The sequence below is a fragment of the Marinomonas sp. NPDC078689 genome (assembly GCF_044542435.1).
GTDB classification, from domain to species: Bacteria; Pseudomonadota; Gammaproteobacteria; order Pseudomonadales; family Marinomonadaceae; genus Marinomonas; species Marinomonas arenicola.
The window spans coordinates 247210-270124 of record NZ_JBITUJ010000003.1; the positions used below are offsets into that span (position 1 = coordinate 247210).

Sequence of the window (22915 nt, forward strand, 5' to 3'; positions counted from 1 at the left end):
TTTTTACTTGGCCTTTAAGTCAGCCAATATACTAAATGGATTCGGTTTTTTTTCGTCATCCGGTGCGTCATCGGTAGACGATGCATACTTTACAGCTGTTGGGTTGCAACCACTTTCTTCGTGATAAGCGACAATAGGCAAAGCAAGTATAATTTCTTGCTCAACCATATCTGCTAGGATTACGTCACCATCGGTCATGACAACAGGGTCATAATCACTCGGTATATTTTTCGCATGGTCTTCGTCATAAACGAAAGCCAAGGATAAATCGACCGACAACTCCTGAGGTACAGCTTCCATACAGCGTTGACAAACAACCTGTACCGTCGCCTTCAGAGAGCCAGTAGCAATGTAGCGCCTATCCTCATCAACTCTAAAGTCTAGATGAATAAAAGCATCACCCTCATCCGACGCCAAGACAGCACAAAGCTCCTTAAGCTGGTTAAGGGGCAAGTACCCTTCAATCGCTGACTCGTGGTTAGCGTATTTACGAGGGTCAAAATATTTAGGTAATGAGTCATTCAACATGGCGGCAAATAATATGGCCAGTTGCCCTTCTTGTCAAAGTCTAAGTGCTCTCAAAGCCTTTTTTTTCACTGTTTTTCACTTTCCAAGAGAAAAAAACGTAAAATAACGACTTTATCTCATTAATCAGCGAGTTAAGCATGACAAGAAAATTGATTTTGGGCTCTTCCTCCCCCTACCGTAGAAGCCTCCTTGAACGCCTGAATCTCACTTTTGAGTGTCAATCGCCCGACATTAACGAAACCCCATTAGCCAACGAAAATGCGATCGATTTAGTAAAACGACTCTCCATTTCAAAAGCCCAACAAGTGCGAGCGGATCGAAACGAACAAAACAACCTGATCATTGCGTCTGATCAAGTCGCGGTATTAGACCAAGAAGTGCTCGGCAAACCTCACACCAGAGACAAGGCCATCGAGCAACTCACTCGCTTCAGTCAACGCAAAGTCACTTTTTTAACCGGCCTCTGTATTCTCGACAGCTCAAATGGCGAGTACCAATACCAACTCAGCGAGTATCATGTTTTCTTTAGGCAACTCAGTCAGCCTGAAATAGAAAGCTACGTGGACCTTGAACAACCACTGGATTGTGCCGGCAGCTTCAAATGCGAAGGGTTAGGAGTTGCGCTGTTCAGCAAAATGGAAGGTGACGACCCAAACGGCCTTATTGGACTCCCCCTCATCGCTCTGTGCAATATGCTACGCGAGCACGGCATTAATCCGCTATTGGCGCCCTAGCGCCTGACAGAGCAAAGAGAGCTGTCAATCAAGGTTAGAAAGGGTCATTAGGCAATAGCACTAATAGCCCTTTGGAAAGGAGTGGTAGGTTTGTTTAGGTGAAGCCAGCTCTTCCAACGCTTTTATGGCCACTTCATAGCCGAAATCAATCAGCTCATCGGCCCGCCAGAATTCATAAAAAGAGGTAAAGTCTTTAGGAATAGATATCAGCAAATCAGGCGGATATCCCGCCAATTTATATTGGGTCAATGATTCCTGCATGGTTTCAAACATCATATTAATGGTTTGCAAGCGCCCCCAACTTTCAGGCCCATTTTTACTGATGTTTCGCGCTTCAATTTCTTCGTCCGTGCGGCTTTTTACAAAAAAGCCTTTAAAGCCTGACCACCACTCAGGCTCATTGTTTTTTTCCACCAGTGTCTCTGTGGTGAGCTCTTGCGCCGGTCCATTTAAATCCACCGCGATAATATAATCCGCACCAGCCGACACCGTTGGAATAATCGGCAGAGGGTTCAGCACACCACCGTCAACATAAATACGATTGTCCAATTGCACGGGAGCCACCACGGACGGAATAGCAGAAGAGGCCCGCATGGCGTCAATCAAATTGCCTTTTTGAAACCAAAACTCTTTTTGATTAAGCAAATCCACCGCGACCGCGGTATAAGGAATAGCAAGGGACTCTATCGCCGGCGCCTCACCAATGATGTCTTCCACCACCTGAAAAAAACGATCCCCTTTAATATAAGCCCCATGACGAAAGGACATATCCAGCATGCGCAACACACTTACTTTGTCTAGCGAGCGCGCCCACTCGCTATAGTCATTGATTTTACCCGCCGCAAATACACCACCAACAATAGAGCCAATCGAGCACCCTGAGATGCTTACGATGTCGTAACCTTGATCTTCTATCGCCTGAATAACTCCAATATGCGCATTACCACGGGCAGCACCACTACCTAGAACAAGGGATACGGTTTTTTTCATCGTCAGTCCAATTGAGGGGCAACATACACAAATGACACACGATGATGCCCCAACACATCACGCCCCATATCCGCCACGTTAATAAAACGCACCTGCTCACTTAATTGTTCACCAATCCCAGACATGAGCGCCTTAATATAACGATCGCCTTGCTCTATAGAAGAAACAGAGCCGACTTTCTGACTACTCACAAAACCAACAACTTGCTGGCCATCTGGCAGATCTCGAAGGAAACGACGAATGCGAGGAAAATCGTCTACCGCCATCTGCGCCACCACCTCAAACTCAGAGTCTTGCGAGGCCAGCAATGCGATACTGTCCAGACGCACCATAATATCGCCTGCGCCGCGACGATTAATGTAGATCACCTGATAATCATCGTGATTATCCTGCACTACCATCAGTAGCTGACTGTCGTCTGCTCCGTACAACAAATAATTCTTAAAAAAGTTATTGGCCCACGCATTGCTGCTTCCACAACTGCGGCTTTCACACTGAAAAATCACTTTCTGACCGTGCGCCAGTAACACATCTTTGTAGTAAGCAAACACCGATTCTAGTGGCTCATTACGCTCTATTTTATAAAGCGAACGAAACACAGAGCCCTTTACCCGTAACACAGACTCCGGCTCCCAGCCTCGTCCAGAACGCTGAATTTTGCCAAGAGGAATCTCTACTGACTGATTCTCTTGCGTATCGCTCTTCACCAACTGAGCGCCACGATAGGCCTCAATATGAGAGATATCGGCAAAGGCATAAGTAGCAATTAACGCAGAACAAGCCACAATCACCTGCTTAAGTCTGATCATTTTATACCTTCCTTTTTTTATTAGTATGTTGTCGCTAATTAAGATCAATAAATGTCTGTATCTCATCAGCAACCGAAGCAGCCGTTTCTGGCTCTAAATGAAAATGATGATTTCCCGCCACCCACTTAAGTGTAAGCCACGGAAATTGACTAGCACGTTTTTCAACCAAAGAAATAGAATCTTTATAAATACCCTGCTCAGCCACTAACGCCAGCGTCGGGCATTTAATCTCTGAAATAAAGGCCTCAACACCGGCCTCATCCATACGATATGGGGAAGGAAAAGTCAGCTTGCCATCGTGCCGCCACGACCAGACTCCGCCCCGCTGTTCAGCACCTCGCTCAACCAACAAAGACGCCGCTTCCTGGGACAAGGAGGTAAAGCCATTCATCCGCGCCAGCACCATGTCTGCTTTTGTTTGATATTGAGAAAATCGATCCTGTCGATGCTTCGACATTTTTCGAATCGCTTTTTGCAAGGTCACAACACGCTCTTCTGGCTGATTGGTCAGCGGCCCCATATTATCCAAGATAATTAGGCCACGAACTTTTTCCGGCGCAACGGCCGCCACCATCATGGCCACGGCCCCACCCATACTGTGCCCCACCAACCAACTACTTTGATTAGAGAGATTCAGCACACTGACCGTGTCTAAAACATAATCCCAAAGATGATAAAAGCTGCCCAGCGGACGATGATCAGATAAGCCATGCCCGGCAAAATCCAATGCCGTGAAGTTGAAATCTGAAAAATAAGGAGAAAGAGTTCGAAAGCTGGCGGCATTGTCGAGCCAACCATGCAAAGACAAGATTTTTAACGCTGAGGAATTCTGCGACAGCCACTGAATCCCTGCAATGTTGGCATGCGCCAAATTAAAAACAACATCACGCCCCATAGTCACTTCCTTTTTCTACCGCCAAACAGCATTCATCACACAACGACCTAATTACTGGGCAATGATCCAACGATATTGGCAACACGCCGTCGCAAACAACTCGCCCTCAAGCGCAGCCAATGCGGCTGTCGTCATCGCAAAACTCGCCGGCAAGGGCTCATCAGACAACAGCTCAACCAACTGATGGGCAAAAGGTTGGTGCGTGATGAGCAAAATAGACTTGGCTTTTTGATCGTTTAACCACAAAGCAACATCCAACTCTTTACCACTTGGCGTAATCAGCGGGCACGATTGCACCTCAACGTCAGTTTGATCCAGTTCCGCCAAAAAATACTTTGCCGTCTGTTGCGCTCGCACATAAGGACTCACAAATACCGCATCAAGACGCTCCCCTTGCTCATTAAAAGCACGGGCAGTTTGCTTCACTTCCTCGATGCCTTCTGGCGTCAATTCACGAAGATCATCTCGTTCATAGCCATGAGCAAAGGCATTGCCATGGCGCAAAACGTAAAGCTGCTTCTTACTGCTCATCCTTTACACCCTTAGGCCAAGGCTGGAATGGAAAAGGCTTTTCTTCCTCGTTGTAAGCAAGAAAATCAATAATTTGGCGCACAAACACACCCACACTGCGCAACCAACCAGAAACAGTCACAGGCTCAGCACGTGAGCACAGTCTGACCACGCTCACCACAATCACCAAAATACCAAAAACAGTGATGGCCACATTAAGCACACACCAGTAAAACAACATAAAAATCAATCGAAACCAAAATCCTTGGTTTGCGTAACCTGGTTTAGCCATGTTTATTCTCCTCGTACGTCGCAAATTCGACGTCCCATTTTTGTTCGCCAGTCATCATAGATCCGATTAGCGTTTCTAATTTTGCTTGATCAAAAAGCAGCTTCGATAAACCTTCCGCTAAAGGCATGTAAAGGTCGTGTTTCTTTGCTTCCTCTACCACCATTCGCAAGGTATTCACCCCTTCAGCCACTTCACCAATGTCCTCGATGGCCGCTTGTAAGTCTTTTCCTGAGCCAATCGCATAACCCACACGATAATTTCGACTCAAAGGAGAGGTGCAGGTTGCGATCAAATCGCCCATTCCCGCCAACCCCAGAAACGTCATCGGATTTGCGCCAAAATGCACCGCAAATCGACTCATCTCCGCCAAACTTCGCGTCATAATCATCGCCATCGTATTTTCACCCACTTGCAGGGCTTTTGCCAAACCACACACAATGGCATAAATATTTTTTAGCGCGCCTGCTAACTCAACGCCCGTACTATCGGTATTTTCATAGACCCGAAAAGTAGGCGACTTCAACAGCTCGATAACACGCTCTCTGACCTGTTCATCATGGCTCGCTATGACTGAACCTGTCATTTGCCCTGCAGCAATCTCTTTCGCCAAATTAGGGCCGCTGAGAACACCAATTTTTTGCGTCACTGTGTTACGACGCAAAATATCACTCATAAGTTCAAAATGATTTGGATTAAAGCCTTTCGTGGTACTGATAAGCATTTTATCGGCTGTCAGTAGCGGCTCAATGCGATCCACGACTTGCGCAAAAGATTTAGATGGAATAGAGACAAAAATAGTGTCACTTTCCTTTATCGCTTGCTCTAAATTACTGGTGGCCAACAATTCTTGATGCAAGGGCGCATTCGGCAGGTAACGGCTATTTAGCCCCGTTAAATTAATCTCTTCAACCTGCTGTTCGTTGCGCATCCATTGGCTTACTTGATGCCCATTATTCGCCATTATATTGGCCAACGCGGTACCAAAACTACCACCACCTAACACACAAACTGATTGTTTTTTCATCATCCCTTCTCTTCAAAAAATAACACCTAATTGTCATTAGGATGAACAACTCACTTCTAACGATCGCCCCCATTCCGGAGAGCGTTGCGCCAACTGGTCTGATGATTCATGCTCATCAAAAGGCGCATTTAACACTGAAAGTAAACGACGAAATGGCAAGAAGTCACCTTGCTCAGCCGCTTCAATCGCCTCATGCGCAAGATAATTCCTTAGCACAAATTTAGGATTCACCTGCAACATAGGCGCACTGCACTGCTCCCACGTTTGATCCAACGCCAGCCTTGCTTGCTGATAATCAAGCAACCAAGCACGCATGCGCTCCCTATCCACGACTTCATCTAGGATAAGATCAAATTCATTAGGCTGTAATTGACTCAATAAGCGGAAGAAAAGACTGTAGTCCATTTTCTCCGCTGCCAAGACAACAAACAAAGAGGACAAGAGTTTAGTCACAACCTCACCGACAGGAAGGCCGAGTTTAGCGGCCATCAAGGTCTCATATTCCGCCTGTAAGGTCACTTCATAATGCTGCAAAATGGCGATCAATTGATCCCGCTCAAGATGCTTTGAAAAACATCGCATCAGGCAATTTAAGTTCCACAAACCAATCCCCGGCTGACGCGAGAAGGCATAACGCCCTTCATGATCCGAATGATTACACACCCAATCGGGCTGATAATCTTCCATAAAGCCATAAGGGCCATAATCAATGGTTTCGCCAGTAAACGAAAAATTGTCAGTGTTCATCACGCCGTGCTGAAAACCAACGGCCTGCCACTTAGCAATCATTCTTGCGGTACGCTCAACCACTTCCACCAACATGCTCTCTAGGGGCGACTCAGTTGCCAAACAATCTGGGTAATAGTGCTGCAAACAATAATCAATCAGCTGATTAAGTTCGGCCTCTTTCCCTTGATAGAAAAAGTACTCAAAGTGCCCAAAACGAATATGCCCTTGCGCGGTACGCAATAACATAGCACCAGGTTCTGGCTGCTCTCGATACACTGCTTGAGCACTGGTATAAAGCGCCAAAGCGCGTGACGTAGGAATCCCCATGGCGTGCATAAACTCGCTGGCAAGGTATTCTCTTATGCACGAGCGCAAAACCGCTCGCCCATCACCACGACGCGAAAAAGGCGTGGGGCCAGCGCCTTTCATATGCAGATCACGCAGTACACCTTGATCATCAAGAACTTCACCCAATAAAACACCACGACCGTCACCCAATTGTGGGGAGAAACCACCAAATTGATGACCGGCATAAACCATACTTAACGCGTTTTCCAATGGCTCTTCACCATGCAAAATACGCTTCGTTTGAGGGGACTTGATATCAATAGACAAAGAATGAGCGAGCGCTTGGTTAAATTCAACCAAACGCTGCTTGAGAAGTGGCTGGATCGACGTTTTTGCGTAAAACGCCTCTCCTAATCCGGCAAAGTGATGTTCTAATTTCATAGGCACTCACTTAGGTGGTGTATGTTATAGCGAGGTATTAACCATGTATTCACAACGAATACTTTCGCCAACGACCTTTTCGATTTCTGGAATAAGAAACGCATCGTCTTCACTGGCAAAACTCACCGATTTGCCCATTTCACCGCCACGACCAGTACGACCTATACGGTGCACATAATCTTCTGGGTCTTCCGGCAAGGCATAGTTAACCACCAATTCAATATTATCAACGTGGATACCACGCCCAGCAACATCGGTTGCTACTAATACTTGAATAGTGCCATCTTTAAAGCCTTTCAAGGTCTTCACTCGTTTATCTTGAGCCACTTCGCCAGACAAGATAGCGCAGTTAATGTTCGCTTTTCTCAGCTTCTCATAAAGGTCGCGTGTTTCATCACGGCGATTAGCAAAGATAATGGTTCTTTGATTGCCGTTTCCTTCAATTAGTTGCTTAAGCACCGGCCATTTTTGATCGGCTTCAACCGTATAAATAACCTGATCAATATTCTGATTGGTCGCTTCTTTAGGTACCACAGACACTTCTTTTGGAAAGTAGGTCCACTGTGTCGCCAAGGCTTGAATGTCTTTCGGGAAAGTCGCACTAAACAGCATAGTTTGACGCTTTTCTTTATGCGGCGTCATACGAATGATGCTTTTCACATCGGGAATAAAGCCCATGGATAACATGCGGTCCGCTTCGTCTAAAACCAAACACTCAACATGGCTCAGCAACACTTTCTTATGACGAGCAAAGTCCAACAATCGACCTGGTGTTGCCACCAAGATATCAACATTTTCAGTTTCCAACTGGCGCTTCTGCTTTTCATAACTCATGCCACCAACCAAGGCAACGACGTTCAAATGACTGTTGTCAGTCAATTTAACCGCTTCTTCAGCGATCTGTAGAGCAAGCTCTCGTGTTGGCGCTATGATCAAGCCACGGGCCAAGTTATTGGCTCGCTTTTCAACCAGTGGGTAATCCAAAAAGTCACTGATCATGGCAATCAAAAAGGCCGCTGTTTTACCGGTTCCTGTTTGCGCCTGACCAATCAAATCATAACCTTGCAAGGTCATTGGCAAGGTTTCAGCCTGTATTTCACTGCAATATTCAAAGCCCATTTCTTCAATCGACTTCAAAACACGATCAGGTAAATTTAAATCATGAAAACGTGTTTTACCTTCAACTTCAGGGACCTTGAAGTCATCAATAGACCAGGCTTTACTACCACTACGCGGTGGCGCCTCAACAGCCGGTGAATCAGATGTTTCGTTTACTGATTTCTCTGCGGCAGCAGGATTTCCTGTCTTAAAACGCTTATTAGAACGACGTGGGCGTTTGGCTTTTGGTTTTTGCTCTGATGTAGTTTCTGTCTTTTGGTTTTCCATATTGGAATCTATATGCTTCTTATGTATTTTACGTTTATGTATCTTTGCGTGGAGTGTACCTAAATGACAGGCCTTTATCACCCCTTGCTTTTCGTAAGTTATTGTTGTCGATAAGGTGGCAGACTATTTATTAGCTGCTGTCCATAGCGTTTTGTTCGTAATCGTTTGTCTAAAATATGAATTTCACCGGAGTCGGTCTCACTGCGCAATAAGCGCCCTGTCGCCTGCACCAATCGCAATGACGCATCCGGAATGGTGATTTCCATAAAGGGGTTACCACCACGTTTTTGAATCCACTCGGCAAGCGTCGCCTCAACGGGGTCATCCGGTACTGCAAAAGGAATCTTGGCGATGTAAACACAGGTCAAATAATTCCCTGGTAAATCCACCCCCTCCGCAAAACTGGCCAAACCAAACAGCAGGCTACCTTTACCAGCATCAATGCGCGCACGATGGGAATCTAAAATCACCCGTTTCGATTGCTCTCCTTGCATCAGCAGCACTTCTTGCAAACCTGGTGCCAAAGACTGCGCAACTTCTTCCATTTGACGACGCGAAGAAAACAATACCAAACTGCCTTTTTCCTTATCCACTTGCTTATCAAGATACTGGACAATTTCTTTGGTGTGCTGTTCCACACGATTCGGTTCGTTTTCCATGTCTGGAATCACCAACAAACCATGCTTTTGAAAGTCAAAAGGGCTCAATACGCGCAGGTATTCGCTTTCTTGAGGCACCCCAGAACGCATATTGAAGCGATGAAATTGATTCAGCGCTGTCAGTGTAGCCGAGGTCACAACGGCGCCAAAACACTTATCCCAAAGCTGCTGACGCAAGGTGTGCGCCGCCAAGATTGGCGAACCACCCAGCTCAATATCCTGCTCCATGCCCTGCCCTGTGACCACTAACCAACGCGCATTAGGCGGGTACTTTTGATCATCCACGGCAGAATAAAGTCGCCACAACTCAACACACTGCTCCAGTCGGCCTAAAATCACCCCCAAAATCGGCTGCCAAGTTTCGGCCGTTTCGGGCGTCACTCCCATCCCTTCATTTTGTTTGGTCTTTTTACACTCATCCTGAATACTTTCAATATTATTGAAGAGTTTTTGGTATGAGGTCTGCAAACTATACGCCAGCTGGCGCAACTCATCGGGAATAACCCCAAATTCAAAGCGATGCTGATTGTTATCCTGATCCAAGCCCAAACCTTGAATATAAGGCGCTAAACCTTGTTGTGCATACTGAATAAAATTCACAATGGCTTGGATTTGCTGAGGAATTTTAAGCAACAACTGCCCGGTCAAACTGACATCGTCGGTCAACTCTTGCTTTAAGTTCACCAGATTTTTTTCTAACTGTCGTAACCAAGTAATACTTTGCTGCAAGCGCACTTCATGACGGAAATGACCAATGGCTTTATCTGGTAGGTGATGTCCTTCATCAAAAACATAAATCGTTTCTTTAGGCGGCGTTAGAATAGCACCGCCACCAAGGGAAAGATCCGCCAACACCAAATCATGGTTAGCAACAATCACGTCGGCATCTTCAATCTCACCGCGGGCTTTGAAAAATGGGCAAGCAGAATAATTCGCACAATTGCGATTGGTACACTGCTGATGATCCGTGGTCAGACGGCGCCAATCCTGATCGCGGATAATGCCTTCCCAGTTGTCTTTGTCGCCATCCCACTCACCTTTAGACAAGGCAAGATCCATCTCTTGATAAAGCGGCGTATTCACATCATCAACCTGCAAATGCTGCTCAAACAAACCGGCAAACATGTCTTCCATGCCCTGCTCTTCTGTGCTCAAAAACCCTTCAAGGTTATTCAAACAAAGATAGCGCCCACGCCCTTTTGCCAAGGTGTATTTAAAGCTTAAAGCCGTGTGTTCCAGTAAATTAGGCAATTCCTTGTGCAGAATCTGCTCTTGCAACGCCACGGTAGCCGTCGAAATAATCAACTTGAGGCCACGCGCCTTCGCAATCGGAATCGCCGCAAGGCAATAGGATAAAGTTTTACCCGTACCCGTACCGGCCTCAACCACAGCCACGTGCTTTTCACCTAAGCGTTCACCTTCGCTGTCTTGTTTAATATTCCCCAAGGTGCGAGCGATCGCGCCGATCATCTGACGCTGACCAACCCTAGGTTTATGGGACTTTGCTTCCAGTGAGGCGCGGTAAGCAAGATGAATTTGTGTTTTTAGTTCGTCTGAAAGCATTTAAATTATTGAGTATCTTGAATAATGCTGTATATAATAACAGTTACTGTATAAACAACCAGATGGCGCTATGATTAAATTAACCAACAGACAATCTGACGTACTAGAAACCATTCGCGAATTTATTAGCGAGACTGGCTTTCCTCCGACACGCGCAGAAATCGCCAGCCGCCTAGGATTCAAATCCCCTAATGCCGCTGAAGAACACCTGAAGGCTCTTGCCAAGAAAGGCGCAATCGAAATGCTTTCTGGGGCATCACGCGGCATCCGCTTACTTGAAGAGCCAGCCCCCGCCGAAAACATCGAGCCTGGGCTGCCTGTTATTGGTAAAGTCGCCGCCGGCTTCCCGATTCTTGCCCAAGAAAACATTGCGTCTCACGTCAATGTTCCTGCCGCCATGTTCTCACCTAAAGCAGACTATCTTCTGTCTGTCTCAGGCACCAGTATGAAAAATATTGGCATTATGGAAGGCGACTTACTTGCCGTGCACAAAACAACCGCCATACGAGACGGGCAAATCGTTGTTGCGCGCATTGGAGAAGAAGTCACTGTAAAACGCTTCTTTCAAAAAGGCAGCATTATCCGCTTAGCACCAGAGAATGAAGATTTTGACGACATCATTGTGGACTTAGAAAGCGAAGAGTTTGCCATTGAAGGACTCTCCGTTGGCGTCATTCGCCAAACCATCTAACTAAGCCAGCAAAACACAAAAAAGGCGAAGCAAACACTTCGCCTTTTTTAATGGAGAATTTTTGGCCTTAGATCCATATCGTCTAGATGTTCTGTTTCATCGCCAAACGTTGGCTCTTCTGAATAAACAAAATCAATGCCGGCATGAAACATACATTTAGCCAATTCAAAATAACGTTCTTTAAGATAATCTTTAGTATCGTCCGAAATGCTCAATGTGGCCAAAGGCTCGGTCGTCTCGCCTTCGTCGCCCACCGGACGTAACACAATATCACCGTTATCCAGCTCAACTATTTCGAGATAAGATTCTTTCATATTTAATACTCTGAGGACTCTTCTCTAAAACGCAACACCAACTCCGTCAGCTTTGATAAAAACAAATTAATCGATGCGCCGTCATCTCCACCACGACCAATCAAATTTGCCTCACTGGCTTTCGCAAACATCGATGAACGACATTCGAATTGAACCAAGTAAGCTTGCTCCAATTGATTTAACCAAGAATTTGGCTGTGACGACAAGTCTTGCAATTCTGCTAATACAGGCACCACAACACCGTTAGCTTGCGCTTCTCTTAGTAAACTCTCTAGCTGCAAGCCAGAGGCGAGCTGGTACGCCAGACTCACCTCTTGCAACAAACCATTCAGCGCACTTCGCAAATGAAAGATGGCCGCGCTTTCTAGCCCTACGCTCAACCAAGACTCATTTCCGTCTTGGCTTTGGCGTAGGAAGCGACGCGCCGAATCTAATTTTTGGTTGGTGAGACTCGCCGGAGTCGCCGCACTCATTTCTTTTTCTTCCCTTCTTCGATCACCCACTGCTTACCAACATAAAATGCTTTCCAGCCCGTTGGTTTGCCTTCTTCCTCGGTCATCACGTATTGTTCTTTGGTTTTACGACTGTAACGAACAATGGTCGGGCGTCCTTCTGCATCCATCACTGGCGCAGTAGAGAAAAAGTGATATTTAGGGTCAATTTGTTCCATGTAAGGCAACAACTCTTTCACCAAGGGTGCTCGAGTTTCTCGCTTACGTGGAAATTGGCTCGCCGCCAAGAACAGACCAGTTGCCCCATCGCGCAGCACATAATGGTCTTCTACTTTCTGACAAGCAAGGTCAGGCATAGGCACAGGGTCCATTTTCGGTGGCGCCGCTTCGCCGCTTTTCAGCAACTTACGCGTGTTTTTACAATCTTCGCTGGTACAGCCAAAATACTTACCAAATCGTCCAGTTTTAAGCTGCATCTCTGAGCCACACTTGTCGCACTCAAGCACAGGACCATCGTAGCCTTTAATTTTAAAGGTACCTTCTTCCACTTCGTAACCTGGGCAAGTCGGGTTATTACCACAGACATGCAGCTTACGATGTTCGTCCATCAAGTAGCTGTCCATTGCAGAACTACAGATACTACAACGGCGCTTGTTAATCAGTGCTTTAGATTCCGCTTCGTCGTCATCAACGGCCACGGCTTCTTCACCACGAGTTAGATTGATCGTTGCTTTACAACGCTCTTTCGGTGGTAATGCGTAACCAGAACACGACATAAACACACCCGTACTCGCGGTACGAATCTGCATTGGACGTGAACAAGTCGGACATTCGATGTCCGTTGGTGTTGGTGCATTCAGCAGCATCCCCTCTTCTGGGTCTTCTGCTTTCGCCAACACACTGCTAAATCCTTGATAAAAGGCATTCAGCGCTTCAATCCAGTTCTCGCGACCTTCTGCGACTTCATCAAGCTGCTCTTCCATTTGCGCGGTAAAACTGTAATTCATTAAGGAGTGGAAACTCCCTACTAGCCTCTCGGTGACAATGTCGCCCATTTTTTCGGCATAAAAACGACGGTTTTCAACGCGAACATAACCACGATCTTGGATGGTAGAAATAATCGAGGCGTAGGTAGATGGTCGGCCGATGCCACGCTTTTCAAGCTCTTTTACCAAACTCGCTTCACTAAAGCGCGCTGACGGCTTAGTAAAGTGCTGTTCTGGCAACAAGGACTCAAGAGACAAGGTCTCGCCTTTTGATACATCAGGCAGAATATTGTCATCGCCTTTTTTCACAACACCCTGCATCGCACGAGTGTAACCATCAAAACGTAAAATACGCCCTTTGGCCTTAAACTCATAATCGCCGGCGGTTACCGTCACCGTGGTGGAGGTGTAAAGCGCTGGAGTCATCTGACACGCCATAAACTGTGCACGAATCAACTCATACAGGCGGTGAGCGTCTTTCTCCATGCTTAGCAGGTCTTCTTGACGCACACTGACATCAGAAGGACGAATCGCCTCGTGGGCCTCTTGAGCGCCTTCTTTGCTGCTGTATCGAATCGGTTCTTCTGGCAAATAGTCTTTGCCGAACTTCTCAACAATGTAACCACGCAAGGCATCAACCGCTTCCAAACTCAAATTGGTCGAGTCGGTACGCATGTAAGTGATGTAACCCGCTTCGTACAAACGCTGAGCCAACATCATGGTTTTCTTCACGCCATAACCAAGACGAGTGCTGGCGGCTTGCTGCAACGTCGAGGTAATAAACGGAGCGGAAGGCTTGCTGCTAGTCGGCTTGTCTTCGCGATTGCTGACCAGATACTGAGCGCCGTTCAAACGCGCGACATGCTCATCAGATTGCGCCTGGCTTTCAGGACGGTATTCTTTGCCCTGATATTTTACCGCGGCAAATTTGATTGTGTCTTTGGCTGGCGTGGTGAGCTCTGCGTCCAATTCCCAAAATTCATCAGGAACAAAAGCACGAATTTCTTTTTCTCGCTCTACGATCAAGCGCACCGCAACCGACTGAACGCGACCTGCGGACAAGCCACGAGCCACTTTCGCCCACAATAATGGCGAGACCATGAAGCCAACAACGCGATCTAAGAAACGACGCGCTTGCTGTGCATTTACACGGTTCATATCCAGTTCGGATGGGGTTTCAAACGCCGCTTGAATGGCTTTTTTAGTAATCTCGTTAAACACCACGCGTTTATAGCGACTGTCGTCGCCACCGATGGCTTCACGAAGGTGCCATGCAATGGCCTCACCCTCTCTATCCAAATCGGTTGCGAGATAAATAGTGTCAGCATTTTTAGCAAGGCGGCGTAATTCATCCACCACCTTTTCTTTACCTGGAAGCACTTCGTAATGCGCTTCCCAGTTATTTTCAGGGTCGACACCCATGCGCGAAATCAACTGCTGACGAGATTTGCGACGCTTGTGCTCAACCTTTTCTTCCGGGCTCATCTTTCGCGTCAGGGCCGCTTGTTTTGCGCGCTCCTGCGGAGTTGATTTTGCTGTTGTACCCGAAGGTAAGTCTCGAATGTGTCCCACACTCGATTTAACAACATAATCGTTGCCTAGGTATTTATTGATGGTTTTCGCCTTAGCGGGCGATTCCACGATAACCAGTGATTTTCCCATTGAACTGTATAAGCCTTATTAAGTCCGTCTGCAAAATGTATGTACGTCTGCAAATCTACGTGAGTGTAGTTTAGCCTTTCGGGGCGCTGATATTAAGCAAACACCTTTTATATGACAAGCGATCACTGTATTGTTTCTCACATTATCGCTTGCTGAATCCAGTATTTCTTATTTAACATACTGAATTCATTGCTTAAGGACAATCATGGCACTCCTACAAATTCTTACAATTGCTATTTTAATGATTATTGTGGTGCTTTCCGTCGTCATTGGTTCACGCGCGCACCAAAAAGAAAAAGAACAGACCGAACGTCGTTTTAGACAACTTCAGTTATCCAATCGAGCGGATCGCGTGGAGTACCATTTACAAAGTCTAAAAGACATTGATACGGACACCATTGCCAGTGACGCCCTGTACGATTATTACATTGATACCTTGCGCGAATTATTACAATACACAGACGACGTCGAACGCACAGAAGTTCGCATTGCCAAAGCAGAAGACGATCGCAATGCAGAACCCATTGAATTCAACCCAACACCTAGCCCTCTGAGTTTTCAGCAAAAAGCCAATTACAAAGAGCGCCTAACAAAAGTAGCCAAAATGTTGCTTTTCTTAAGACGTCGAGGCCGCCTTAGCAACGCACACTATAAGGCATGTTACGACTATTTGCGCTGGTTAAACTTGTGGGTGCAACTCAATCGCCAAATTGTGCAAGCCAATAAAAACTTCGAAAGTGGCGATGTTCGTGTCGCGCAGACCTTGTATGGTGTGATTTTGTCTCACCTTAAATCCGACCCCATCGAAAGGCCGGAAAAGAAAGCTTTACAGACCTTTGTCACCGACAAGATGAAACAAATCATCGCCCCTAAAATTGAAGCCATACAGGACACAGAAAACCAAGAAGAAGCCTTAAGCCAACTCCTTCAAAATCTGAACAGCAACGAAGGCGCTTCCGATTTGATCAACGATAAACCTGAGCGCCACTGATTTATTTCAATGGCATTTCTGCTAAGGAAGGCAGTAATTTCGCCATCACGTCGACCATTTCCTCTCCTCCCGCCTCTTGCCAATAGGCGACGACAGATTCGCGCGAAATTTCTATCGCCATTACCGAGTTCAACAATAACGCCAAATTGGCCTTATCTTGGTCACTTAACGGCAGTATTTGGTTAGACCACCAGCCAGCAGTAACTTCTTGATATTTCCACACATCGTAGGTAAGCAAGAGCACTTTATCGGTCATCTGCTCCAAGGGTTTGGCGCGATAATGCGCATAACCACACACTTTATGCGCTTCCTTTGATTTATCCCACTTGTCTGGCAGCCCGATTGATGTAAGCTGCACAATAAGATTATGCTGTCTTGCAAGCATCCTTAGTGCCATCCGACGTCGCTCTTGCTTCGGAGGCATGATCCACAACGCGGAACCCATAAGGGATAGTGTAATAAGCACAACAATTAGCGCAGTCATTAAGCGTCTCTTTATATTTTTGGACTAAAATTAATTATACCGTTGAATTTGGAGGTTTTTATGTTGTACAAACGAGTTTTACTTGCAGTCGATCTCACTGATGAAAGCATCAAGGTGGCCAACAAAGCCGCGTCCCTATGTTCTTCACTAGGAGCAGAGTTGATCATCGTACACGTCATAGAGTCATTAAACTACGCCTATGGCGGTGACGTACCCATTGACATAACCGACATTCAAAAACAGCTACAAGACACCGCTAAAGAGCGCATGTCCATGCTACAAGAGCAACTTGACATCACAGTGGCTGAAACATGCGTCACACAAGGTGGTATTGAAAGTGAAATTCACCGCATTGCGGAAGAAAAACACGTAGACCTTATCACTGTCGGTAGCCACGGACGACATGGCCTCGCATTGCTTCTTGGTTCCACTGCCAATGGCGTTCTGCATGGCGCGCCTTGCGACGTGCTGGCAGTACGAGTGCAAAAAGAGCAATAAAAAAAAGGCGATACCTGATATGTGCAGGTATCGCCTTTTATTCTACTAACGTTAGCGTCGAGTCCAGGAAGTCCCTTCTCGGCTGTCCAGCAACTCAATACCTTGATCCGCTAATTCATCACGAATTTCATCACTGCGCGCAAAGTTTTTATCTTTACGAGCTTGAGTACGCTCATCAATCAAGGCTTGAATGCCCGCTTCGTCCAATCCTTCAGAAACCGTACTGTTCTGTAAGAAGTACTCTGGATCTTGCTTAAGCAAACCAAGCAAATCGGCCAATGCCAACAACTCTGCCGCCAACAATTCCGCCTGAGCAACATTGTCCGTTTTCGCTTTATTCAGCTCACGAACCAATTCAAACAACACAGACACAGCAACCGCCGTATTAAAGTCGTCCTTCATCGCCGTTTCAAAGCGCTCAGTAAATTCCGTAGGAACATACTCAGCAGAGGCCGCTTGACCTCGCAATGCGGTGTAAAGGCGCTCTAATGCAACTTTTGCCTCATTGAGGCTTTGATCAGAATAATCAATCGCGCTTCGATATTGGCTAGACACCATCAAATAACGAACCACTTCAGGGTTGTACTTTGCCAACACATCGCGCACGGTAAAGAAGTTACCCAGCGATTTTGACATTTTCTCATTGTTAACACGAACCGCGCCACAATGTACCCAGTAATTAACGTAATCCTTGCCCGTTGCCGCTTCAGACTGAGCAATTTCGTTCTCATGATGCGGAAACTTAAGATCGGGGCCGCCACCATGAATATCAAAATGACTGCCTAGGCAATTTGTCGACATGGCAGAACACTCGATGTGCCAACCTGGACGACCTATCCCCCAAGGAGATGGCCAAGACACTTCGCCTTCTTTCGCTTGCTTCCACAAAACGAAATCGGCCGGATGCTCTTTTGCCACTTCAACATCGATGCGCGCCCCCGCCAACATGTCTTCAAGCTTACGATTATTTAGCTTGCCATACTCTTTGAAGGCTTCAGTGCGGTAATACACATCCCCTGACGCCCCATGGTAGGCAAACCCTTTATCAATAAGCACTTGAATCATGTCGATGATTTCTTGCATGAACTCTGTGGCTTTCGGCTCGCGGTCTGGCATTTTGTTGCCAAGACGCAATTCGTCTTCACGCTGCGCCGCAATCATTCGCTCAGTCAGCGCCTGAGTCGATTCGTTGTTTTCTTCTGCGCGTTTGATGATTTTATCATCCACATCCGTGATATTGCGCACATAGTTCAACTCATAACCGAGGTGACGAATAAAACGAGAAATCACATCAAAGGAAATCATCGCTCGAGCGTGACCAATATGGCAATAGTCGTAGACAGTGTTACCACAGACATACATGCCGACTTTGCCTTCTTCAATTGGCTTGAAAATTTCTTTCTTCCCACTTAGGGTGTTGTAAATCTTCAACATCTCAATTATTTCCCTTTTGCTTCAATTTTTGCCCAAGAATCGCGCAGCGTAACAGTACGGTTGAACACAATGCCGTCTTCTTTTAGGTCACGACAGAAGTAACCTTCGCGTTCAAATTGGAAGCCTTGGCCTTTTTCAGACGCCAACAACGACGGCTCCACTTTGGCGTTCGTTAACACCGTCAAAGAATCTTCATTAATGAAATCTAAGAAGGTTTTATCTTCGTAGTTCGCATCAGGCGCATCGTTATTAAACAATCGATCGTACAAGTTAACCCTTGCATCAACCGCGTGTTTCGCGCTCACCCAATGGATCACCCCTTTTGGCTTATAGCCTTCAGGGTTTACGCCCAAGGTGTTTTCGTCGTAGCGACAAAGAAGCTCAACCACCTCACCCGCGTCATTTTTAATGGCTTGGTCACAGGTAATCACATAACCGCCACGCAGACGAACGGCACCATCAAGCGTCAAACGCTTCCATTTACGTGGTGGCTCTTCGGCAAAGTCAGCCGCGTCAATGTAAAGTGTCTTACTAAAAGGTACTTCACGCTGTCCCGCGTCTTCATTTTTCGGGTGATTGTTCACCGTGAAGATTTCTTCTTTGTCTTCTGGGTAGTTGGTTAGCGTCACCTTGATCGGGTTTAACACCGCCATGGCGCGGTTTGCATTCGCATCCAAGTCTTCACGGATAGCGTGCTCTAACATTCCCACATCGACAATACCGTCAGAGCGAGTCACACCAATTCGCTCACAGAAATTACGAATGGACTGTGCTGTGTAACCGCGACGACGCAAACCTGAAATGGTTGGCATACGAGGATCGTCCCAGCCAAATACATGCTTTTCGTCGACCAACTGTTTCAGCTTACGCTTACTGGTCACCGTGTAGTTTAGGTTTAAACGCGCAAACTCAATTTGTTGCGGATGCGCAGTGCCTAATGTGTCCAATACCCAGTCGTACAATGGACGGTGGTCTTGAAACTCTAAGGTACAAATAGAGTGCGTAATGTTTTCCAATGCATCAGACAAACAATGGGTAAAGTCGTACATAGGGTAGACACACCACTGATCACCCGTTTGATGGTGATGAACATGACGCACGCGGTAGATAATAGGATCGCGCAGGTTCATATTTGGGCTGGCCATATCGATCTTAGCGCGCAACACCACTTCGCCATCTTTGTACTTGCCGTTTTTCATATCAGCAAACAAAGCAAGGTTCTCTTCTACAGAGCGATCGCGATAAGGGCTGTTTTTGCCTGGCTCTTTTAATGTGCCACGGTACTCACGCATTTGTTCGCCATTTAGCTCACAAACATACGCTTTGCCCATTTCAATAAGCTGAACGGCAAAGTCATAAAGCGCCTGAAAATAATCAGACGCAAACTTTGGCTCATCTTTCCACTCAAACCCTAGCCATTCCACATCGCGTTTAATGGACTCAATGTACTCAACACTTTCCTTCTCAGGATTGGTGTCGTCAAAACGAAGATTACACTGACCATTGTAGCGCTGCGCTATACCGAAATTTAGGCAAATAGATTTTGCATGGCCAATATGTAGATAGCCATTCGGTTCAGGTGGAAAGCGCGTCATAACAACGCCATTGTGTTTACCTGATTCGTTATCTTTATCAATGATTTGGGTAATGAAATTACCTGGTTTTGACGTTTCTGACATGGTTGATGTAAGTCCCGATAAATTTTCTTATAACAGTATTGTTACTTTGACGAGCAAGTATATCCGATTTCGCTTTCATAGTGATATTAGAGAGCATAAAAATCCTCTATGAAAAAGCATATTTCGCTGCAAAAAACACCACAACACCAACCACAATCGTAAGCAGTTGCTGCTGTCTCCATAAACCGACGAAAAATGCGGCCAAAGCGCCTAATAACCAAGGGTTTTCAAATGAGACATTCATTCTATGCTCAGAAACAAAGATCATAGGCGTAATAATGGACGTCAACACCGCCACTGGCACAAACTTTAAAGCACGATCAAGGAACGCCGGCATGGACACCTTGTGAGCGCGCGCAAAAAGCATAAAGCGCACACCAAATGTCACCACAAACATCCCCGCAATGACCAACACCGAATCCATCAATGTCATGACTCACCCCCAGAGGTTCCAGGCAAAGATGGCTTGTTTTTGTTGAGGGCAGCGTCGCTAAAATAGCCGACCGACACAGCGATCACCGCCGACACAAGCAACCCCAAATTGTTAGGCAAATCCACCAGCAACACAGAAGCGATCCCCGCACTCACCATAGCAAACCAAAAAGGCGCGGCTTTTAAATAAGGCGTAATAATACTAATAAAGGTCGCCACCATAGCGAACTCAAGCCCCCATTCGCTCATCCCGGGGATCAACTCTCCCGAGACAACACCCAAAATCGTGGTGACATTCCACATCACATAAAACGATAAAAATGACCCTAAATACGCCTTATGGCCTGTTTTTTCATCAACGATCCCCATGCCGTAAAGTGGGCGCACTGCCGCGTAGGTCTCATCGATCAAGCCAAACCCCATAATAATGCGCAGCCTCATCGGCAAATGCTTCACATATTTCACCATGTCAGCGGCGTACAGAAGGTGTCTTAAATTGACAATAAAGGTAGTTGACACAATGACCCACAAAGGCGCATGAATAGAGATCAAACCAATGGCTACAAACTGAGCAGACCCAGCAAACACTATAGAGGACATGGCAATCGCAAACCAAGGACTCAAACCATAACTAGAGGCCAATGAGCCAAACAACAATCCAAACGGAATACCACCGATAATCATGGGGACCGATGCAACGGCACCGCGTCGCATTTCCTTTAATGTGCTCATGCCTTTCCTTTTTTGCTCGTTATACACGTTAGCTTTGCTGCACTGCAGGCGATGAATGCAGCAACCGCCTGCGCATAAAAGTAAAACTGGCGATACTCTTATGCGCTTTCATTCTTAGATGTGGCGCTCAAACTATCGGCTTTCCTCTTCAAAATCAATCTCTATCATCCTAGTTAAGCCACTTCCCCATCTGCTATAATCCGCCGCATTATTCAGCCCAACGACCTACATTAAGGAACACAAGATGCCAGAAAAAGCCGTTGTGGTGTATTCAGGGGGAATGGATTCATTCACCGTTCTGAACACCGCCATCAAACAAGGATTGGACGTGTACGCCTTGTCCTTTAATTACGGACAAAAACACAGTAAGGAACTTATTGTTGCTGCTGAGGCATGCAAGCAATTAAACATTCCTCATAAAGTCGTCGACATCACCGCGATCAATAGCCTGATGGCAGGTTCCTCACTGACCGGTGACAGCGAGATTCCCGAAGGCGATTACGAAAGCGAGAGCATGAAATCCACCGTGGTACCGAATCGCAACATGGTTCTATTGTCTATGGCGATTGCGTATGCCGTGTCATTAGAAGCGGGGAAAGTTTACTATGGCGCCCACTCAGGCGATCACCACATTTACCCTGACTGTCGACCAGAATTTGTCGACGCCATGAACGCGGTATCTAAGGTTGCGAACTACCAATCTGTTGAAATCGTTACGCCATTTTTGAACAACTCAAAAGGCGAGATTTTAAAAGCGGGGTTGGCGATGAATCTCGATTACGGCAAAACGTGGACTTGTTACAACGGCCGTGAAAAATCATGCGGTAAATGCGGCGCGTGCAACGAAAGATTAGAAGCCTTTGCTGAGCAAGGTCAAACCGACCCACTCGCTTACGAAGCATAGATTTACCAAGCACAAACATTCATTCAATTTAGTCTTTATTGGCTTCTGTTCCACAGATCCCCAATGGACAACTAAAGCGATCACCCTTACCTCGAACTGTTTTTCGAGATGTAATAGGCGCAACACATGTATTCAATAAAAGAAGCTTTCTACTCTTTACAGGGAGAAGGTGCCCACGCAGGCCGTCCAGCTTTATTCTGCCGCTTCACTGGCTGCAACTTATGGTCAGGCCAAGAAAAAACACGAGCAACGTCTGATTGCCAATTTTGCGACACCGACTTTATCGGCACCGATGGCCAACATGGTGGCAAGTTCACCACGGCACACGAATTATGCAAACACATAGACGCATTGTGGCCAGCGGGACAACATCATAAATACGTGGTATTTACCGGCGGCGAGCCAGCCTTGCAGCTAGACGACGCGCTAATAGAAGAAATGAAAGCCCACGGTTACACCATCGCCATAGAAACCAATGGCACTCTGCCACTGCCTCATGGTATCGACTGGATTTGTGTCAGCCCTAAAACCACAAAGCCTCTCAAGGTCACTCAAGGCAATGAGCTTAAGTTGGTGTTCCCCCAAGACCACCTTGCCCCTTCTTTATTTGAGGCATTGGCGTTTGATCATTTTTACCTACAACCCATGGATCAAAGCTATCTCAGCGAGTCACAAATCCCCTTGGTTAACACCCAAGAAGCCACACTAAATTTTTGTTTATCACATCCACAGTGGCGTCTTAGCTTACAAACACATAAAATGCTCAACATCGACTAGGCGTACTTACGCCATCTTTTAGCCATTCATA

24 protein-coding genes are annotated in these 22915 nt (G+C 46.4%); 6 read left to right on the top strand and 18 right to left on the bottom strand.

Features of this window, described 5'->3' with window-relative positions; all coding sequences use genetic code 11:
* Positions 1 to 3: 3 nt before the first annotated feature.
* Complete coding sequence (locus ACIGBN_RS07370; RefSeq protein WP_133003595.1) at positions 4 to 528, bottom strand: YceD family protein; 525 nt, start codon at positions 526 to 528, stop codon at positions 4 to 6.
* Between the two features lie 137 nt (positions 529 to 665).
* On the opposite strand from ACIGBN_RS07370, the gene ACIGBN_RS07375 reads away from it, so the two are divergent.
* Positions 666 to 1262: a Maf family protein gene (locus ACIGBN_RS07375; protein ID WP_396664543.1), complete on the top strand. Its 597-nt coding sequence runs from the start codon at positions 666 to 668 to the stop codon at positions 1260 to 1262.
* A 60-nt stretch (positions 1263 to 1322) separates the two neighbouring features.
* Here the strand turns inward: ACIGBN_RS07375 and ACIGBN_RS07380 are convergent, their stop codons facing one another.
* The 9 genes from ACIGBN_RS07380 to dinG all read right to left on the bottom strand — a co-directional run bounded on the left by ACIGBN_RS07380 (position 1323) and on the right by dinG (position 10848).
* Positions 1323 to 2252 carry a patatin-like phospholipase family protein gene (locus tag ACIGBN_RS07380; protein WP_133003593.1) on the bottom strand — a complete coding sequence of 310 codons (930 nt, stop codon included), beginning with the start codon at positions 2250 to 2252 and terminating at the stop codon, positions 1323 to 1325.
* Between the two features lie 2 nt (positions 2253 to 2254).
* Complete coding sequence (locus ACIGBN_RS07385) at positions 2255 to 3061, bottom strand: DUF4892 domain-containing protein (protein WP_396664545.1); 807 nt, start codon at positions 3059 to 3061, stop codon at positions 2255 to 2257.
* A gap of 34 nt (positions 3062 to 3095) precedes the next feature.
* Complete coding sequence (locus ACIGBN_RS07390) at positions 3096 to 3956, bottom strand: alpha/beta fold hydrolase (RefSeq protein ID WP_396664547.1); 861 nt, start codon at positions 3954 to 3956, stop codon at positions 3096 to 3098.
* 51 nt (positions 3957 to 4007) lie between these two features.
* Positions 4008 to 4487 (bottom strand): phosphohistidine phosphatase SixA, encoded by a 480-nt coding sequence (gene sixA, locus ACIGBN_RS07395; RefSeq protein ID WP_396664549.1) that lies wholly within the window; start codon positions 4485 to 4487, stop codon positions 4008 to 4010.
* Positions 4477 to 4758, bottom strand: coding sequence for a DUF4389 domain-containing protein (locus ACIGBN_RS07400; RefSeq protein WP_133003589.1), 282 nt, complete (start codon positions 4756 to 4758; stop codon positions 4477 to 4479). The genes sixA and ACIGBN_RS07400 overlap by 11 nt, the downstream gene beginning before the upstream one ends.
* Positions 4751 to 5782, bottom strand: a complete 1032-nt coding sequence (locus tag ACIGBN_RS07405) for an NAD(P)H-dependent glycerol-3-phosphate dehydrogenase (RefSeq protein WP_133003588.1) — start codon at positions 5780 to 5782, stop codon at positions 4751 to 4753. The genes ACIGBN_RS07400 and ACIGBN_RS07405 overlap by 8 nt, the downstream gene beginning before the upstream one ends.
* Before the next feature lie 36 nt (positions 5783 to 5818).
* Positions 5819 to 7240 (bottom strand): YdiU family protein, encoded by a 1422-nt coding sequence (locus ACIGBN_RS07410; RefSeq protein WP_396664552.1) that lies wholly within the window; start codon positions 7238 to 7240, stop codon positions 5819 to 5821.
* 24 nt (positions 7241 to 7264) lie between these two features.
* On the bottom strand, positions 7265 to 8626 hold the full coding sequence (locus ACIGBN_RS07415; RefSeq protein WP_396664554.1) for a DEAD/DEAH box helicase: 1362 nt from the start codon (positions 8624 to 8626) through the stop codon (positions 7265 to 7267).
* Positions 8627 to 8724: 98 nt separating this feature from the next.
* Positions 8725 to 10848, bottom strand: coding sequence for an ATP-dependent DNA helicase DinG (gene dinG, locus ACIGBN_RS07420; protein ID WP_133003585.1), 2124 nt, complete (start codon positions 10846 to 10848; stop codon positions 8725 to 8727).
* Between the two features lie 70 nt (positions 10849 to 10918).
* On the opposite strand from dinG, the gene lexA reads away from it, so the two are divergent.
* A complete protein-coding gene (gene lexA, locus ACIGBN_RS07425) occupies positions 10919 to 11539 on the top strand; it encodes a transcriptional repressor LexA (protein WP_133003584.1) in 621 nt (206 codons plus the stop codon).
* Positions 11540 to 11586: 47 nt separating this feature from the next.
* On the opposite strand, the gene ACIGBN_RS07430 is transcribed toward lexA, so the two are convergent.
* The 3 genes from ACIGBN_RS07430 to topA are packed head-to-tail and all read right to left on the bottom strand — an operon-like array spanning position 11587 to position 14953.
* Positions 11587 to 11853 carry a hypothetical protein gene (locus ACIGBN_RS07430; RefSeq protein ID WP_133003583.1) on the bottom strand — a complete coding sequence of 89 codons (267 nt, stop codon included), beginning with the start codon at positions 11851 to 11853 and terminating at the stop codon, positions 11587 to 11589.
* Between the two features lie 2 nt (positions 11854 to 11855).
* Positions 11856 to 12326 (bottom strand): DUF6586 family protein, encoded by a 471-nt coding sequence (locus ACIGBN_RS07435; protein WP_396664557.1) that lies wholly within the window; start codon positions 12324 to 12326, stop codon positions 11856 to 11858.
* Positions 12323 to 14953, bottom strand: a complete 2631-nt coding sequence (gene topA, locus ACIGBN_RS07440) for a type I DNA topoisomerase (protein WP_133003581.1) — start codon at positions 14951 to 14953, stop codon at positions 12323 to 12325. The genes ACIGBN_RS07435 and topA overlap by 4 nt, the downstream gene beginning before the upstream one ends.
* Before the next feature lie 205 nt (positions 14954 to 15158).
* Here topA and ACIGBN_RS07445 point away from each other — a divergent pair, with 205 nt between their 5' ends.
* On the top strand, positions 15159 to 15944 hold the full coding sequence (locus tag ACIGBN_RS07445) for a DNA topoisomerase I (protein WP_133003580.1): 786 nt from the start codon (positions 15159 to 15161) through the stop codon (positions 15942 to 15944).
* Position 15945: 1 nt separating this feature from the next.
* On the opposite strand, the gene ACIGBN_RS07450 is transcribed toward ACIGBN_RS07445, so the two are convergent.
* On the bottom strand, positions 15946 to 16428 hold the full coding sequence (locus ACIGBN_RS07450; RefSeq protein WP_396664560.1) for a hypothetical protein: 483 nt from the start codon (positions 16426 to 16428) through the stop codon (positions 15946 to 15948).
* A gap of 60 nt (positions 16429 to 16488) precedes the next feature.
* Here ACIGBN_RS07450 and ACIGBN_RS07455 point away from each other — a divergent pair, with 60 nt between their 5' ends.
* Positions 16489 to 16926, top strand: coding sequence for a universal stress protein (locus ACIGBN_RS07455; RefSeq protein ID WP_133003578.1), 438 nt, complete (start codon positions 16489 to 16491; stop codon positions 16924 to 16926).
* 51 nt (positions 16927 to 16977) lie between these two features.
* Here ACIGBN_RS07455 and cysS read toward each other — a convergent pair whose 3' ends face one another.
* From cysS to ACIGBN_RS07475, 4 genes are all read right to left on the bottom strand, one after another.
* Complete coding sequence (gene cysS, locus ACIGBN_RS07460) at positions 16978 to 18360, bottom strand: cysteine--tRNA ligase (RefSeq protein ID WP_396664562.1); 1383 nt, start codon at positions 18358 to 18360, stop codon at positions 16978 to 16980.
* Between the two features lie 5 nt (positions 18361 to 18365).
* Positions 18366 to 20039: a glutamine--tRNA ligase/YqeY domain fusion protein gene (locus tag ACIGBN_RS07465; protein ID WP_396664564.1), complete on the bottom strand. Its 1674-nt coding sequence runs from the start codon at positions 20037 to 20039 to the stop codon at positions 18366 to 18368.
* Positions 20040 to 20145: 106 nt separating this feature from the next.
* A complete protein-coding gene (locus ACIGBN_RS07470) occupies positions 20146 to 20472 on the bottom strand; it encodes an AzlD domain-containing protein (protein ID WP_341564374.1) in 327 nt (108 codons plus the stop codon).
* On the bottom strand, positions 20469 to 21203 hold the full coding sequence (locus ACIGBN_RS07475; protein ID WP_396664566.1) for an AzlC family ABC transporter permease: 735 nt from the start codon (positions 21201 to 21203) through the stop codon (positions 20469 to 20471). The genes ACIGBN_RS07470 and ACIGBN_RS07475 overlap by 4 nt, the downstream gene beginning before the upstream one ends.
* A 244-nt stretch (positions 21204 to 21447) precedes the next feature.
* Between ACIGBN_RS07475 and queC the strand changes: the two genes are divergently transcribed.
* Both queC and queE read left to right on the top strand, forming a co-directional pair.
* On the top strand, positions 21448 to 22107 hold the full coding sequence (gene queC, locus ACIGBN_RS07480) for a 7-cyano-7-deazaguanine synthase QueC (RefSeq protein WP_396664568.1): 660 nt from the start codon (positions 21448 to 21450) through the stop codon (positions 22105 to 22107).
* 126 nt (positions 22108 to 22233) lie between these two features.
* Complete coding sequence (gene queE, locus ACIGBN_RS07485; RefSeq protein WP_396664570.1) at positions 22234 to 22884, top strand: 7-carboxy-7-deazaguanine synthase; 651 nt, start codon at positions 22234 to 22236, stop codon at positions 22882 to 22884.
* The last annotated feature ends 31 nt before the right edge of the window (positions 22885 to 22915 follow it).

What these genes read in the sequence shown, in the direction of transcription:
- cysS (WP_396664562.1), bottom strand. Translation starts at nt 18,360, where the DNA reads ATGTTGAAGATTTACAACACCCTAAGTGGGAAGAAAGAAATTTTCAAG.
- lexA (WP_133003584.1), top strand. Translation starts at nt 10,919, where the DNA reads ATGATTAAATTAACCAACAGACAATCTGACGTACTAGAAACCATTCGC.
- ACIGBN_RS07450 (WP_396664560.1), bottom strand. Translation starts at nt 16,428, where the DNA reads ATGACTGCGCTAATTGTTGTGCTTATTACACTATCCCTTATGGGTTCC.
- queE (WP_396664570.1), top strand. Translation starts at nt 22,234, where the DNA reads ATGTATTCAATAAAAGAAGCTTTCTACTCTTTACAGGGAGAAGGTGCC.
- ACIGBN_RS07380 (WP_133003593.1), bottom strand. Translation starts at nt 2,252, where the DNA reads ATGAAAAAAACCGTATCCCTTGTTCTAGGTAGTGGTGCTGCCCGTGGT.
- topA (WP_133003581.1), bottom strand. Translation starts at nt 14,953, where the DNA reads ATGGGAAAATCACTGGTTATCGTGGAATCGCCCGCTAAGGCGAAAACC.
- ACIGBN_RS07455 (WP_133003578.1), top strand. Translation starts at nt 16,489, where the DNA reads ATGTTGTACAAACGAGTTTTACTTGCAGTCGATCTCACTGATGAAAGC.
- ACIGBN_RS07465 (WP_396664564.1), bottom strand. Translation starts at nt 20,039, where the DNA reads ATGTCAGAAACGTCAAAACCAGGTAATTTCATTACCCAAATCATTGAT.
- ACIGBN_RS07410 (WP_396664552.1), bottom strand. Translation starts at nt 7,240, where the DNA reads ATGAAATTAGAACATCACTTTGCCGGATTAGGAGAGGCGTTTTACGCA.
- ACIGBN_RS07470 (WP_341564374.1), bottom strand. Translation starts at nt 20,472, where the DNA reads ATGACATTGATGGATTCGGTGTTGGTCATTGCGGGGATGTTTGTGGTG.
- ACIGBN_RS07370 (WP_133003595.1), bottom strand. Translation starts at nt 528, where the DNA reads ATGTTGAATGACTCATTACCTAAATATTTTGACCCTCGTAAATACGCT.
- ACIGBN_RS07430 (WP_133003583.1), bottom strand. Translation starts at nt 11,853, where the DNA reads ATGAAAGAATCTTATCTCGAAATAGTTGAGCTGGATAACGGTGATATT.
- ACIGBN_RS07385 (WP_396664545.1), bottom strand. Translation starts at nt 3,061, where the DNA reads ATGATCAGACTTAAGCAGGTGATTGTGGCTTGTTCTGCGTTAATTGCT.
- ACIGBN_RS07375 (WP_396664543.1), top strand. Translation starts at nt 666, where the DNA reads ATGACAAGAAAATTGATTTTGGGCTCTTCCTCCCCCTACCGTAGAAGC.
- queC (WP_396664568.1), top strand. Translation starts at nt 21,448, where the DNA reads ATGCCAGAAAAAGCCGTTGTGGTGTATTCAGGGGGAATGGATTCATTC.
- ACIGBN_RS07445 (WP_133003580.1), top strand. Translation starts at nt 15,159, where the DNA reads ATGGCACTCCTACAAATTCTTACAATTGCTATTTTAATGATTATTGTG.
- ACIGBN_RS07475 (WP_396664566.1), bottom strand. Translation starts at nt 21,203, where the DNA reads ATGAGCACATTAAAGGAAATGCGACGCGGTGCCGTTGCATCGGTCCCC.
- sixA (WP_396664549.1), bottom strand. Translation starts at nt 4,487, where the DNA reads ATGAGCAGTAAGAAGCAGCTTTACGTTTTGCGCCATGGCAATGCCTTT.
- ACIGBN_RS07400 (WP_133003589.1), bottom strand. Translation starts at nt 4,758, where the DNA reads ATGGCTAAACCAGGTTACGCAAACCAAGGATTTTGGTTTCGATTGATT.
- ACIGBN_RS07390 (WP_396664547.1), bottom strand. Translation starts at nt 3,956, where the DNA reads ATGGGGCGTGATGTTGTTTTTAATTTGGCGCATGCCAACATTGCAGGG.
- ACIGBN_RS07405 (WP_133003588.1), bottom strand. Translation starts at nt 5,782, where the DNA reads ATGAAAAAACAATCAGTTTGTGTGTTAGGTGGTGGTAGTTTTGGTACC.
- ACIGBN_RS07415 (WP_396664554.1), bottom strand. Translation starts at nt 8,626, where the DNA reads ATGGAAAACCAAAAGACAGAAACTACATCAGAGCAAAAACCAAAAGCC.
- ACIGBN_RS07435 (WP_396664557.1), bottom strand. Translation starts at nt 12,326, where the DNA reads ATGAGTGCGGCGACTCCGGCGAGTCTCACCAACCAAAAATTAGATTCG.
- dinG (WP_133003585.1), bottom strand. Translation starts at nt 10,848, where the DNA reads ATGCTTTCAGACGAACTAAAAACACAAATTCATCTTGCTTACCGCGCC.